Annotated in this window: 13 protein-coding genes; 8 read left to right on the top strand and 5 right to left on the bottom strand. The window is 47.9% G+C overall.

Annotation, left to right across the window (positions count from 1 at the left end; genetic code table 11):
- Positions 1-9: 9 nt before the first annotated feature.
- The gene (locus ACX1C1_RS18950; protein ID WP_458953734.1) at positions 10-522 is read left to right on the top strand and encodes an SRPBCC domain-containing protein; all 513 of its coding nucleotides are present in this window, start codon (positions 10-12) and stop codon (positions 520-522) included.
- 326 nt (positions 523-848) lie between these two features.
- Here the strand turns inward: ACX1C1_RS18950 and ACX1C1_RS18945 are convergent, their stop codons facing one another.
- Complete coding sequence (locus ACX1C1_RS18945; protein WP_458953733.1) at positions 849-1271, bottom strand: VOC family protein; 423 nt, start codon at positions 1269-1271, stop codon at positions 849-851.
- Positions 1272-1493: 222 nt separating this feature from the next.
- Between ACX1C1_RS18945 and ACX1C1_RS18940 the strand changes: the two genes are divergently transcribed.
- From ACX1C1_RS18940 to ACX1C1_RS18930, 3 genes are all read left to right on the top strand, one after another.
- Positions 1494-2753: a serine hydrolase domain-containing protein gene (locus ACX1C1_RS18940; protein WP_458953732.1), complete on the top strand. Its 1260-nt coding sequence runs from the start codon at positions 1494-1496 to the stop codon at positions 2751-2753.
- A 60-nt stretch (positions 2754-2813) separates the two neighbouring features.
- On the top strand, positions 2814-3926 hold the full coding sequence (locus tag ACX1C1_RS18935) for a nitric oxide synthase oxygenase (RefSeq protein ID WP_458953731.1): 1113 nt from the start codon (positions 2814-2816) through the stop codon (positions 3924-3926).
- Positions 3927-4116: 190 nt separating this feature from the next.
- Positions 4117-4545, top strand: a complete 429-nt coding sequence (locus tag ACX1C1_RS18930) for a hypothetical protein (protein WP_458953730.1) — start codon at positions 4117-4119, stop codon at positions 4543-4545.
- A gap of 54 nt (positions 4546-4599) precedes the next feature.
- Here the strand turns inward: ACX1C1_RS18930 and ACX1C1_RS18925 are convergent, their stop codons facing one another.
- Positions 4600-4800: a hypothetical protein gene (locus ACX1C1_RS18925; RefSeq protein WP_458953729.1), complete on the bottom strand. Its 201-nt coding sequence runs from the start codon at positions 4798-4800 to the stop codon at positions 4600-4602.
- 252 nt (positions 4801-5052) lie between these two features.
- Here ACX1C1_RS18925 and ACX1C1_RS18920 point away from each other — a divergent pair, with 252 nt between their 5' ends.
- From ACX1C1_RS18920 to ACX1C1_RS18910, 3 genes are read left to right on the top strand one after another with little or no spacing between them, the layout of a single operon-like run.
- Positions 5053-5919 carry a class I SAM-dependent methyltransferase gene (locus tag ACX1C1_RS18920; protein ID WP_458957724.1) on the top strand — a complete coding sequence of 289 codons (867 nt, stop codon included), beginning with the start codon at positions 5053-5055 and terminating at the stop codon, positions 5917-5919.
- Positions 5919-6638, top strand: coding sequence for an RluA family pseudouridine synthase (locus tag ACX1C1_RS18915; RefSeq protein WP_458953728.1), 720 nt, complete (start codon positions 5919-5921; stop codon positions 6636-6638). Before ACX1C1_RS18920 ends, ACX1C1_RS18915 begins: the two co-directional genes overlap by 1 nt.
- Positions 6639-6686: 48 nt before the next feature.
- Positions 6687-7955, top strand: coding sequence for a CapA family protein (locus tag ACX1C1_RS18910; RefSeq protein ID WP_458953727.1), 1269 nt, complete (start codon positions 6687-6689; stop codon positions 7953-7955).
- 75 nt (positions 7956-8030) lie between these two features.
- On the opposite strand, the gene ACX1C1_RS18905 is transcribed toward ACX1C1_RS18910, so the two are convergent.
- Positions 8031-8435, bottom strand: coding sequence for a MarR family winged helix-turn-helix transcriptional regulator (locus ACX1C1_RS18905; RefSeq protein ID WP_458957723.1), 405 nt, complete (start codon positions 8433-8435; stop codon positions 8031-8033).
- Positions 8436-8668: 233 nt separating this feature from the next.
- Between ACX1C1_RS18905 and ACX1C1_RS18900 the strand changes: the two genes are divergently transcribed.
- Positions 8669-8815, top strand: a complete 147-nt coding sequence (locus ACX1C1_RS18900; RefSeq protein WP_458953726.1) for a hypothetical protein — start codon at positions 8669-8671, stop codon at positions 8813-8815.
- On the opposite strand, the gene gyrA is transcribed toward ACX1C1_RS18900, so the two are convergent.
- A complete protein-coding gene (gene gyrA / locus ACX1C1_RS18895; protein WP_458953725.1) occupies positions 8806-11262 on the bottom strand; it encodes a DNA gyrase subunit A in 2457 nt (818 codons plus the stop codon). The genes ACX1C1_RS18900 and gyrA overlap by 10 nt on opposite strands.
- Positions 11263-11274: 12 nt before the next feature.
- Positions 11275-13251 carry a DNA topoisomerase IV subunit B gene (gene parE, locus ACX1C1_RS18890; protein ID WP_458953724.1) on the bottom strand — a complete coding sequence of 659 codons (1977 nt, stop codon included), beginning with the start codon at positions 13249-13251 and terminating at the stop codon, positions 11275-11277.
- Positions 13252-13262 lie beyond the last annotated feature (11 nt).

The raw sequence follows: 13262 nt of genomic DNA, 5'->3' as shown, positions 1-13262 counted from the left end.
GAATGAACAATGACAACGGCAATGACATCGAAAGTAGAAGGCAATGTATTAACTCTGGAGCGTGTGTTTGATGCCCCACCTTCCCTCGTATTCCAAGTATTCTCACAAGCCGAACATCTCAAGCACTGGTGGGGACCACGCGGCTGGGAGCTTACCTATTGTACGGTCGATTTCCGACCTGGCGGCGAGTGGCACTATTGTATGACTTGCCAGGATAAGGAGCAGGGCGACTTCTATGGCATGGAGTCATGGGGCAAAACAATCTACAGCGAGATTAAAGAAAACGAAGAGATCGTATACGTTGATTATTTCTCAGACAAAGATGGAAATATATCGCAAGAAATGCCATCTTCAAAAACGACGCTCCGTTTCGAGCCGTTTGAAGGCAAAACTAAACTAGTCAGCGTATCTGTATACGATACAGCCGCTGCGCTTCAAACCGTAATCGACATGGGCATGGAGCAAGGTATTGCCGAAACTTGGGATCGACTGGCTGATCATTTGTCTAACCTTCAACAATAAGAATCGGAATGCGTACACGCCGAACAAGGAAACTTGTTCGGCGTATTTCTGTTTATAAGCGCGCGCAAGGTGAAACGGCTACGCCGTCCTTTGGCGGCGGGGCGCGTTTCATTCCGAGAATTCTAAGTCCAGATAAGGTGCGAAACTTATAAATTCTTAGAATTCAAGGTGAAACGGCTATCGCCGTCTTTGGCGGCGCAGCGCGTTTCATTCCGAGAATTCTAAGCTCAGATAAGATGCAAAAACTTATAAATTCTTAGAATTCGAAAAAAGGCATCCTTCTGTTATCTTGAGATAACAGAAGGATGCCCCTATCTATTCATAATTTAAAATTCGTTCATACCAAGATTGAATTGCCATTGTACGCCAAATTTATCCGTCAGACTTCCATAGAGCGGAGCCCAGAAAGTCTCTTGAAGCTCCATCATTACACTACCGCCTTCCTTAAGACGATTGAATGTCGATTCGAGCACATCACGGTCATCCGTAACCACCGAAAGCGAGAAATTTGTTCCAGCCGTGAATGGCATACCAGGGAACACATCGGAAAACATCACGATACTTCCGAGAATTTCCATACGCGAATGCATGACCATGTCTTTAGCTTGTGGAGGGAGCGGATGATTCGGATCAGCAGGCACTTCCCCGAATGTCATGATTTTGGGAACTTCCTGATTAAAGGCCACAGAATAAAACTCGATAGCTTCACGCGTGTTACCATTAAAGTTTAAGTATGCATTAATTGGCATCTTCGACTCTCCTTCATTTTACCGAGATTTGAACAAAGTATAACATGTCCATATGGATAATATCTACTACTCGACGTCAAAAAAAGAAACAAATGTTCTCTTTTTTTCGGACTTCTGATTTTTCACAATCCTCGGATGGCCGTTTGCCTTGAAATTGTCGAAGCTTAACATTCTTCCTCTAATCGCTTATGGTACAATATCCAACGAAAGGTGGTAAACATTATGACGGAGAACATCTCACGCAAACTCGAACAATATATGGATAACTATATAGCCAAATGGCCATTCAGCGGTACCCTCTTAGTCGCTCGTCGAGGAGAGATTTTATTACGCGAGGCATATGGACAAGCCAATCTTGAACATGAGGTAATCAACCGGACAGACACTAAATTTGGAATCTGGTCGATCACAAAGTCCTTTACCGCTCTTGCCATTGCGATGCTCGAGCGCGAAGGCAAATTAAAGCTTGATGACCTCATCAGCACCTACATACCCGAGATGAAGTCTATGCCGCAGGTTACCATCCGGCAGGCTATGCATCATGTAACAGGGCTTCCGAATTTGACAAGCATGAAAGGGTATAACTTCGGGCTTAATAAATTGCCTTTGACCCGAGAAGAAGCCTTCGCCCTTTTGCGTGACCAACCCATTCAGTTTCACGCTGGTTCTCGATTCGAATATAACAATACGGGCTATTATTTATTAGGGCTTATCGTCGAATCAGTCGGGGGCGTTTCATATGAGCAATGGATGACGGAACGAATTCTCAAGCCTCTTGGTATGCTGAATACGGGGATATTAACGAATCGAAGCCTCATCCCAGCTTTGGCATCCGCTTATCATGCGTCTGATGATGGCTCTATTCCCGCTCCATACGTGGACATGGGTTTGCTGTTTTCCACTGGAGGTATGTATTCGTCCATTGACGATTTGTATAAATGGGCATTATCGTTTGAAACTGGCGAGCTGCTTTCGAGAGAACAGCTAAGTGGCTTCTTCGACGAACCGGAGGCGACATATGGCTTAGGCTGGTTCCTTGGTCAACAGCATGGCCGTAAGAGGATCCATCATGGCGGCGCCTATTGCGGCTTCCGCACCGAGCTGCATCGTTATCCTGAAGACGGAGTTACGATTATTGTGCTAACGAATTATGACTATGTTCCCGTGACAAAGCTCGCGGATACCCTTGCGGGAATTATGTTTGGAGAAGAATTTTCCGTTCCTGTGCTTCCTCCAACGTTCGAATTGTCTCAGGAGCAATTACAGTCATATATCGGCACCTACGAAGGTTTCGGCTGTAAGGCTGTTGTCTCTCAGGACGAAAGAGGGATTTTCTTCGAATGGAACAATCGTGAGATTCTGAGAATGTACCCCATCGGCCCCGATACCTTCCATCACCATTGGTTTCAGAGCCAATATGCGTTCAAGCGAAATGAAAACGGTGAATTAAAGTTTCTAGGCATGGAACGAACGGAGCATTAGTGCTCCATTCGTTTAGTACTTGTGCTGCTAGTCAATCCAAATAGAAATCAGGAGCAAACGATGAACATCACAACAATCAGTCACACCCTCTATACGGAAGCCGCCCAATTTCTTTCCATTTGTTACCGAGAGTTAGGTCGGAGCGATGGAGAATTACAAGCTCGTCTGGAATCTGTAATGGATGAGATAAATATCCGCGGCACATACACGCATACTGCGGCAGAGCTTGAACATGGAGCTAAGCTGGCTTGGCGCAATAGCAACAAATGTATCGGTCGTTTATTCTGGGATACGTTGACTGTAGTGGATGCCCGTGAAACGATAACCGAAGAAGCGTTCGCTGAAATGTTATTTTCGCATATAGAGAAAGCCACCGACGGTGGTTCGATCCGTCCATATATCACGATATTTGCTCCATTAATTGATCAACATGCCACTACATCTGGGCCTCGAATCTGGAATCACCAATTTATCCGATATGCCGGCTATCAAGCGGATGACGGTGTTGTTATCGGGGATCCCTCTTCAATCCTTTTTACGAAGTTCTGTGAATCCTTGGGATGGCAAAGTGCGGGTACTCCTTTTGACGTTCTACCGCTTGTATTTCAACTGCCGGGTCATGCTCCTGCGCTTCGTAAAATCCCTGAGCGGTTTCTTCTTGAAGTCCCGATCCGCCATGCTGGGTACCCTGACTTCGATAAACATGAGGTCAAGTGGTATGCGGTACCGTTCTTATCCGATATGACGTTAGAGATCGGGGGCATCCATTATTCTGCCGCACCCTTTAACGGTTGGTATATGGGGACCGAGATCGGAGCGCGCAATTTGGCCGACGAGAACCGTTATAATCTATTACCGGCAATGGCACGCGCAATGGGACAGGAGATTTCGAAATCCAATCCACTCTGGAAGGATCGAGCGTTAGTTGAGTTAAACGCCGCTGTGCTCGACTCCTTCCGCGAGCGTGGCGTCACAATCGTCGATCACCACACTGCTGCGCTTCAATTCGGCAGATTCGAGAAAAATGAACATAACGCTGGACGCGAATTAACTGGTAGATGGTCATGGCTAGTTCCTCCGCTATCACCTGCAACGACTGCAATCTTCCATTCCAGTTACAACGATACAGAACATGCGCCTCGGTTTTATGCCAGAGAAACATGCTTACCCTGACCATAGCGCAACCTAGTGCGTATCTGAAATTCTGCTACCACGGAGTATTCAGACATGCTTAACTAGACTATTTTGATAAAAATATATATATTTCTGGTCATTCCCCGTTTACACATCTGGTTCCACATGATAAATTCTTTATTGAGAACACTCTTGTTCTCTTTATCCTGTTAAAGGGAGGGGATCTCTCGTGGTTAAGTGGAAACGGGTTCTCGGTCTGACCTTGTTACTTGCGCTGCTTGCATTCCCCGCTTCTGCGTTCGCTTCCAGCTATTCGAGCAGCAAAGACAACAAAGGTAGTCCATCCTTTTTGTCAAGTTTGTTCTCGTTTTTTGGCGGCAATTCGAGCGGTTCGAGTCAATCGAGTAATTCGAATAACTCGAGTTACAACAGCGGGAACGACAAGTACAACAATGATTACAAAAACAACAAGGACTACAAAGACAACAAAGACAACAAGAACAACTACAACAATGGAAAAGACAAGGACAAGGACAAAGGAAACTTCTGGAATTGGTGCGATGATCTTTGGAACGACGACTGGTGGGAGGATTACTGCTGGTGGGAAGACAACAAAGATGATTCGCAAAAGATTTGGGAAAAATATTATTGTTATTAAACCACGATCGAGCCGTTCTCAAGCGATTATCGCATGGGAACGGCTCGATCGTTCTTAGTCGAACGGCGCAAACTTCTTAAGCCGGTATTGATAGCCGCAGAATTTGCAGCGGAAGACAATGCTATCTTCTCCGATCTCGAAGGTAAATAAGTCATCATCCTCTAGTTCAATGAACTCGCGTCCTAGCTCATCTCTGTCGCCTGTCGCGAATAAGCCCGTACGGTTGCCGCATTCGCATTCTAATACCATCTTCATTTACGTATGTTCTCCTTCCGGGTGGCTCGTCTAGCACTTCCACCAGCGAGGTTATGTTAAATATAAATCTATCTGTACGATTAACATCTTGCCTATTCAGACCACCATGCGACAAACGTTGATCATGTACTTGTGAAATAATCATACCTTTACCTGCTTGCATTCGTTGCTTACTCTTCCCCGCTTCGTTATAATAAGCGATGATATGTTAACTTTACAAGACTTTCAATAGATAAGGAATGGTTAAACTTGATGTATGTAGCGAATCAATGGTCCGATTACGAAGTGATTGATACGGGGGATGGGGATAAGCTTGAACGTTGGGGTCAATATGTGCTTCGACGCCCGGATCCTCAGATTATTTGGCCCATAACGGACGAGAACATCGAATGGAAAAGTGCGGACGGTCATTATCATCGCAGCAACTCCGGAGGCGGGCAATGGGCGATGCGCGATAGCTTGCCTGAGCGCTGGACCATCGCTTACGGCGATCTGAAATTTCATATCAAACCAACCAATTTCAAACATACTGGATTATTCCCAGAGCAAGCCGTTAACTGGAGCTGGATGATGGACAAAATCCGGAATGCTGGCAGACCGATTCGTGTATTGAATTTGTTTGCTTATTCGGGAGGAGCAACAGTTGCAGCTGCAGCTGCTGGTGCTGAGGTCTGCCACGTCGACGCTGCCAAAGGAATGGTGCAATGGGCAAAGGAAAATGCAACCTTGTCCGGCCTCGAATCTGCGCCGATTCGTTACATTACGGATGACGTTTTTAAGTTTGTTCAGCGCGAGCAGCGCCGAGGACGTCAATACGACGCGATTATTATGGATCCACCATCTTACGGCCGCGGTCCTAATGGCGAGACATGGAAGCTGGAAGAAAATCTTTATCCCTTCTTGCAGAGCTGCACAACGATCTTATCCGACAACCCCCTGTTCTTGCTAATCAACTCATATACAACTGGCTTGTCGCCGAGCGTCCTGCATAATTTATTGCATATGTCCATGAAAAATAAATATGGCGGAGCTATCCATTGCGGCGAAATCGGCTTGCCCATTACACGTTCGGGTCTCAATCTGCCATGCGGCATCTTGGGGCGCTGGGAGTCCGAATAATGTCAATCGAAGTACTGTTTGAGGACAACCATGTTCTAGTCGTCGTCAAGCCCCCTGGGATTCCGTCCCAAGAGGATGAAACCAGAGATCCTGATATGCTGACACTGCTGAAACAAGATTTGAAGATTCGTCATAACAAACCTGGCAATGTATTTCTGGGGCTCGTTCACCGCCTGGATCGTCCTGTTGGCGGTGCCATGGTTTTTGCACGCACATCCAAAGCAGCGTCGAGACTATCTGAATCGGTACGAAGCCGTGCATTTGGCAAAACGTATATGTGTATCGTGCAAGGCAGACCTTCCGTGCAATCAGCTACGTTAAAGCACTATATCCGTAAGGATACTCAGCGGAACCAAGTGACGGTCTATGATTATCAGGCACCAGAGGCGAAGGAAGCAATTCTCGAGTATTCAGTGACAGCTTCTAATCGTGACTACAGTCTTATTGCTGTTAAACTGCATACAGGTAGACCACATCAAATAAGGGCGCAGCTTGCACATATCGGTTGTGCTCTAATTGGGGATCTAAAGTACGGCGCATCAAAGCGAACAGAAGTGTCAGATATTATGTTATGGTCCACCTCGGTCTCTTTTCCCCACCCTACTACCAAAGAGACTCTGACTTTCCGTTCCCTTCCTAAGCGCAGCTCAGCCTGGGCTTGGTGGACGCAAGAGGAGCTGATATCTGCTTCTACCGCCATGCTGGAAGTCAATAATTAAAGGAAAACCCAATTGTAGTGGCAGTTCAATGAGAGGACGTCATGAACGTTGAAGCAAACTCGATCAGCTAAATCACTGTTGTATATCCTATTTATCACGTTGACTTTACTCGCGCTTGTCTTCGCAAGTATTTGGGCGTATCCCCTCCTGACCGGAGAGTCGGGAGCTTCGTCCAATGGAGCCAGCAATCTCGCAGCAGAAGCAACAGAACCAGTCGAAGCAACGCCTGCATCTACACTTGCTCCTACTCCAGAGCCGACTCCGCCTCCTCCTGTATACAACGAAGCGGTCTGGATTGGCGTAGGAGATATTATGAGCCACTCCCCTCAACTGCCCGGATCATATGATGTCGCTACGGGCAAATATGACTTCACACCTTTCTTTGAGCATGTGAAGCCGATCCTAAGCGAGGGCGATTGGGTCATGGCAAATTTGGAGACGCCGATTGCCGGTCCGGATTTCGGATACTCCGGCTATCCGACATTTAATGCGCCTACCGAGCTTGCAGAAGCACTCCGTAACGCAGGATTTAACCTCCTCTCCACCGCCAATAATCATTCGCTCGACAAAGGAGAGAAAGGACTTCTGAAGACGCTTGAGCATGTCCATGCGCTCGGATTCAAGACCGTTGGGACAGCAGCTTCGCAAGCCGATGCGGATGCTCACATCATTGTGGAACAGAATGGCATTCGAATGGGATTGTTATCCTACACCTACGGCACCAATGGAATCCCCATTCCACAAGGCAAACCTTATCTTGTCAACTTGATTGATGAAGTAAAGATCAAGAGCGATATCAAAAAGCTGCGCGAGGCCGGAGCGGATCTCGTGACAGTAGCCCTTCACTTCGGGACGGAATACCAGTTTGTACCTAACGAAACGCAGACGACGCTGGCCAGGTCTCTCGCCGCTGCAGGAGCTGATATCATTGCAGGATCCCATCCGCATGTTGTGCAGCCGTATGAGGTCGTAGAAGCGTTAGATGAGCAAGGAAGATCAAAGCAAGCACTTATCATTTATTCAATGGGCAACTTTATCTCTAACCAGCGTGGAGATTCAAAGGATTACGGTGTCATCTTTAAGGTAGGTATCAAGAAAAACATGACGGATGGTTTCACGGAGCTTACAGAAATCGAAGCGATCCCGACTTGGGTTCATCGCTACCGTCCGAATAAGTCGTACCTGTATCGGGTTCTACCAGTAGAAGCTACGATCTCCGCGCGCAATGACCAACTGCTTAGTCAAAACGATTATGCAGCATTAACAAAAGACTTCGAAATGTTATCTAAACGATTGGAATCCATGCGAGAGCAATAATCACAATACAAATGAAGGGCAGTATGGTTCGCTTCGCGCGACGCCACACTGCCCTTGTTCTTTGTATTCCAATATTTAATGATTAGCAACCTTCCCTAGCAGCAACACTAGCAATTGTTGATTATGCGCGGAGATCCGGTCCAGCGATTCCGCGATGAGCGTGCTTCTAACGGCTCTACCCCGTTCTGCTTCAGATATCCCTTGCTCAGACACCGTAATCCAGACAATTCTTCTATCCTGATTATCACGTGATCGCACGATCAGTCCGTTGCGCTCCATTCGGTCTAACAATGTTGTAACCGCCGCTGGCGTGGTGGACAAATACGGAATGAGATCGGATGGTTTCATCGGTTCCGAGTCTAATAACAGCTCCAACACGTTAAGCTGTCCTTCGGTAAGCGGAGCAAGCGATTGCTCCAGATTAATCTTCCACTCGCGCGTCAGCTTCGTCCATACCTTCGTAAAGTCCTCGGAAATCATTTCCCCACCCGCTTCCATCCAATTCGTTTCTCTTAACTCTATTATACCTATCTGCGATGTCGAATAAAAGGTTAACCCGATTAATAGTTTACGCGCTTGCTCGTCATCATTTCGAACCGTTTGACAGAAATAGACATATAATGAGGCGATAGCCCAGCAAACCGGGCTTAATCGTTCCAGTCGTCGGAGTGCTTAAGAGGGGCGTGGTTCAAGTGGAGGAGAGAAAGTCGGAAGTGATTCGAAGAATTAGATCATATGGAATCATCAAAGACCCACAATGGTTGGAACGCCCTGACGAGCTAGTGCCATTGTGGGTCATGCTGGAAGCCATGTTAGAAATTATCGAACGATTTAATCCACCGGATCAGCCTTATGATTGATGTATGGCGGATGGGGATCGAGTAAAGGTTGTTGTAATATAATCCGGTTTCTCAATTGGGAAAATAGATTTGCCCACTGATTTCCGCTCTTCGATCTGCGCCTTCTCCGAATCGGCGGTATATCTCGCGCCGGAAGATGTAAGCGCCACAATTTCGAGCGGTTTGGTACAATAATAAGCGGCCACTAGTGAGGAGCCGTTAGGTCTGACTCGCTTACCTTCTTTGAACTCAAACGTTGGCAGACCTTTGCCACCTCTGCCCTGGATCGGGTAATCAAGCAGCAGCGTTCGTTTCGCATAACCAAGATCTGAGATGACCAGCACTTCGCCTTCGTCATCGGAAACCCATAATGCCGCTGTCAGCTCATCATAGTCCTTCAGAGAGATGCCTTTGACGCCAGTTGACACTCTACCCATCGGATTTACTTCATTCTCATCAAATCGAATACTCATGCCGCTTTTCGTCACCAATACGATATGCTTGGAGCCTCCGGACTGAGTCACATTAATGATTTCGTCCCCTTCGCCAACTTTGCAGGCTGCAACAGCTGTTGAACGAGTCGTCGCGTATTCCTTTAGTTCAGTCCGCTTGACTTGTCCTCGCTTTGTCACGAAGACGAGCGACTGACCAGGCTCGTTGAGATCTTTGACCGGGAGCACACTCACAATACTGTCATCCTTGGGCAGCTGAATAATATTAACGATGGCTGTACCCGTGTCCTTCCACTTGAATTCCGGAATCTGATGAACCGGCAACAAATAGAATTGTCCTTTTCGCGTAAACAATAACAAACTCTCGATCGTATTTACGAGCAGCATGTCACGGATGACGTCTCCATCCTTCACGCCCGAGTTATCCAGCTCTCCTCCGGAACGAGTAAACGACAGCATACTTGTGCGCTTCACATAACCATCCTTGCTCAGCGTTACGAGCACATCCTCCGGCGTTACCATAACCTCAAGATTAACCTTCAGCTCTTCAACCTCACCTTGAATATCCGATCTGCGATCTAGGCCATACTTATCTCGAATTTCTGTTAATTCATCACGAATGACACCAATCAGCTTTTTCTCACTTTCCAGAATAGAACGAAGATAAGCGATTTTGCGCTGAGCTTCCTTCAATTCCTTTTCCAAAGAGGTAATTTCTAGATTGGTTAGTCTGTATAGCTGCAACGTCAAGATTGCGTCTGCTTGGCGCTCCGTGAACCCAAACTTCGCAACGAGATTGTCTTGGGCATCTCCACGGTTCTTGGAGGCTTTAATCGTCGCAATGACTTCGTCGAGCAAATTAAGCGCCTTTACGAGACCTTCGACGACATGCGCACGGTCTTCGGCCTTCTCCAGCTCATATTTGGTGCGGTGTGTGACAACTTCCTTCTGATGCTCAACGTAGGCTGCCAGCATAGGCAAGAGACCTAACTGCTGCGGCGCCTTATTAACGATCGCGACCATATTGAAGTTATAGGTTACTTGCAGATCCGTTTTCTTAAGCAGATAGGCGAGGATCCCGTTTGCATCTGCATCCTTCTTCAGCTCGACGACTATGCGTAGACCGTTGCGTCCACTCTCGTCGCGCACTTCCGCTATACCCTCGACCTTTTTCTCCAATCGAATGGTTTCCATCGCTGTAACAAGACGCGATTTGACCACTTGATATGGGATTTCGGTAATCACGATCTGTTGCTTGCCCCCGCGCATATCCTCAATAGCCGTCTTGGAGCGGATATAAATGCGCCCTTTTCCTGTTGAATACGCTTCCCGAATGCCCTCTTCGCCCATAATTAGACCGCCTGTTGGGAAGTCCGGTCCCTTTACGATCTTCATCAAATCTTCGAGAGAAACATTCGAATTGCCCATATAGGCAATACAGGCATCAATGACCTCGCGCAAATTATGAGGTGGAATCTCCGTCGCGAAGCCGGAAGAAATGCCGCTGACTCCATTCACGAGCAAGTTTGGGTAACGTGAAGGCAATACAACGGGTTCTTTGGTCGTATTGTCAAAGTTGTCCTTAAACAAGACAGTACGTTTGTCGATATCACGAAGCAGCTCCATTGCGATCTTGGACAATCTTGCTTCGGTATATCGCATTGCCGCTGCAGGATCATCGTCTTGCGAGCCCCAGTTGCCGTGACCGTCAACAAGCGGATGTCCCATCTTCCATGGCTGTGCCATCCGCACCATGCCCTCATAGATCGAGGAGTCGCCATGAGGATGGTAGTTCCCCATCACATCACCGACCGTCTTGGCGGACTTCCGGTACGGCTTGTCCGGCGTATTGCCGGCATCATACATAGCGTATAGAATTCGCCTCTGTACAGGTTTCAGACCGTCTCTCACGTCAGGAATAGCGCGGTCTTGAATAATGTATTTCGAATAACGTCCGAAGCGGTCTCCCACGACCTCCTCCAGGAACGCAGGCAGGAACTGTTCCAGGATACTCATGCGGATCCCCCCTTATTCTTCATATTCCGTAAAGTCTACATTTTCGATGATCCACCGTTTGCGAGGGTCGACCTTATCGCCCATCAACGTGGACACTCTCCGCTCAGCTTTGGCCGCGTCTTCGATCTGTACCTGCAGCAATGTACGGGATTCCGGATTCATCGTCGTTTCCCACAGCTGATCCGGATTCATCTCGCCAAGACCTTTATAACGCTGCAGCTCGTAGCCTTTGCCATTACCGTACTCTTTGAGATAATTCTGCAATTGCTCGTCCGTCCACGCATAACGCACCGTCTCCAGCTTGCCGGACTTACGTGTAATCTTGAAGAGCGGCGGCTGTGCAATGTAGATCCGACCAGTGTCTATGAGTGGTTTCATATACCGATAGAAGAACGTCAGCAGAAGCACCTGAATATGTGCGCCATCTGTATCCGCGTCGGTCATGATGATGATTTTGTTATAGTTGCTTTCATCCGCTTCGAATTCAGGACCTACACCTGCCCCAATAGCCGATATAATCGCTTTATATTCGTCATTCTTGAGGATATCGATGAGCTTAGCCTTTTCCGGATTCATCGGTTTGCCCTTGAGCGGCAAAATAGCTTGATGCTTGGAATCACGGCCTTGCTTGGCAGATCCGCCCGCGGAGTCCCCTTCGACGATAAACAGCTCGTTGCGCGTGTAGTCCTTTGACTGAGCCGGTGTCAGCTTGCCGCCAAGGTTGGAGCTTTCGCTCTTTTTCTTGCCGCTGCGAATTTCTTCGCGCGCCTTACGCGCTGCTTCGCGAGCTTTGGAAGCTTGAACAGCCTTCTTAAGTAGCGACTGGGCAACCTGAGGATTTTCTTCCAAGAATACCTGCATTTTCTCGGCGACTACAGCGTCTACTGCGCTTCGCGCCGATGCGCTGCCAAGCTGATCCTTTGTCTGGCCGACAAATTCCACCTCGGACATCTTGATATTAATGACCGCCATCATGCCTTCGCGGAGATCATTACCTTCAAGGTTTTTTTCTTTTTCCTTGATTAGTGCCGCCTTACGGGCGTAATCGTTCATGACACGGGTATATGCGGTTTTGAAGCCGGTCTCATGCGTGCCGCCGCCGCGTGTCGGAATCGAGTTAACGAACGAAGCAATCGTCTCGGTATAACCGTCATTGTATTGCAGGGCAACCTCAACCTCGATGTCGTCACGTTCGCCTGCAAAGTGGACAACATCATGCAGAACCGTCTTTCCTTCGTTCAAGAATCGAACAAATTCGCTGGCTCCGCCCTCATAATGGAAGATGTCGGACTTGCCGCTGCGATCATCCTTGATCGTCACCTTCAGACCAGAGTTCAAGAAGGCGATCTCTTGCAGTCGTTCTGCCAATGTATCGTAGTTAAACGATGTGCCGTTCTGGAATACTCTGCTGTCAGGTTTGAAGGTAACCTTTGTGCCTGTGCGGTTTGTATTGCCGACCACATCGAGCCCCGTAACAGGTTCACCCACATGCTCTTTGCCGTTATTGTCGATCCAATATTCGAATCTCATTTTATGTATCTTGCCATCGCGATAGATCTCGACTTCAAGCCACTCCGACAGCGCGTTCGTTACCGATGCGCCAACGCCATGGAGACCGCCTGATTTCTTGTATCCGCCGCCGCCAAACTTGCCGCCTGCGTGCAGAATCGTGAAGACGACTTGCGGAGTCGGAATTCCTGTCTTATGCATGCCAGTCGGAATGCCGCGACCATTATCATGAATCGTGATGGAACCATTCTTATGGAGTGTAACCTCGATTGCAGAGCAAAATTTCGCCAGATGCTCGTCCACTGCATTATCGACGATCTCCCAGACGAGATGATGCAGGCCTGATACACTCGTGCTGCCAATGTACATGCCCGGACGCTTACGAACGGCTGTCAATCCTTCAAGCACTTGTATGTCGTCAGCCTCATAATTGCGATCAGAGGCCGTTCCGTTTACGAATAAATCCATTTGCTCAGCCATGAGCTTCCCCC

This window comes from Paenibacillus sp. strain BS8-2, from assembly GCF_054483835.1.
The sequence above is the reverse complement of the archived record's forward strand: the minus strand, read 5'-3'. Positions and strand labels throughout refer to the sequence as shown.

Bases quoted from the DNA above. Each gene is read 5' to 3' on its own strand.
- ACX1C1_RS18950 (WP_458953734.1), top strand. From the start codon at position 10: ATGACAACGGCAATGACATCGAAAGTAGAAGGCAATGTATTAACTCTG.
- ACX1C1_RS18945 (WP_458953733.1), bottom strand. From the start codon at position 1,271: ATGCCAATTAATGCATACTTAAACTTTAATGGTAACACGCGTGAAGCT.
- ACX1C1_RS18940 (WP_458953732.1), top strand. From the start codon at position 1,494: ATGACGGAGAACATCTCACGCAAACTCGAACAATATATGGATAACTAT.
- ACX1C1_RS18935 (WP_458953731.1), top strand. From the start codon at position 2,814: ATGAACATCACAACAATCAGTCACACCCTCTATACGGAAGCCGCCCAA.
- ACX1C1_RS18925 (WP_458953729.1), bottom strand. From the start codon at position 4,800: ATGAAGATGGTATTAGAATGCGAATGCGGCAACCGTACGGGCTTATTC.
- ACX1C1_RS18920 (WP_458957724.1), top strand. From the start codon at position 5,053: ATGTATGTAGCGAATCAATGGTCCGATTACGAAGTGATTGATACGGGG.
- ACX1C1_RS18915 (WP_458953728.1), top strand. From the start codon at position 5,919: ATGTCAATCGAAGTACTGTTTGAGGACAACCATGTTCTAGTCGTCGTC.
- ACX1C1_RS18905 (WP_458957723.1), bottom strand. From the start codon at position 8,435: ATGATTTCCGAGGACTTTACGAAGGTATGGACGAAGCTGACGCGCGAG.
- gyrA (WP_458953725.1), bottom strand. From the start codon at position 11,262: ATGAGTATCCTGGAACAGTTCCTGCCTGCGTTCCTGGAGGAGGTCGTG.
- parE (WP_458953724.1), bottom strand. From the start codon at position 13,251: ATGGCTGAGCAAATGGATTTATTCGTAAACGGAACGGCCTCTGATCGC.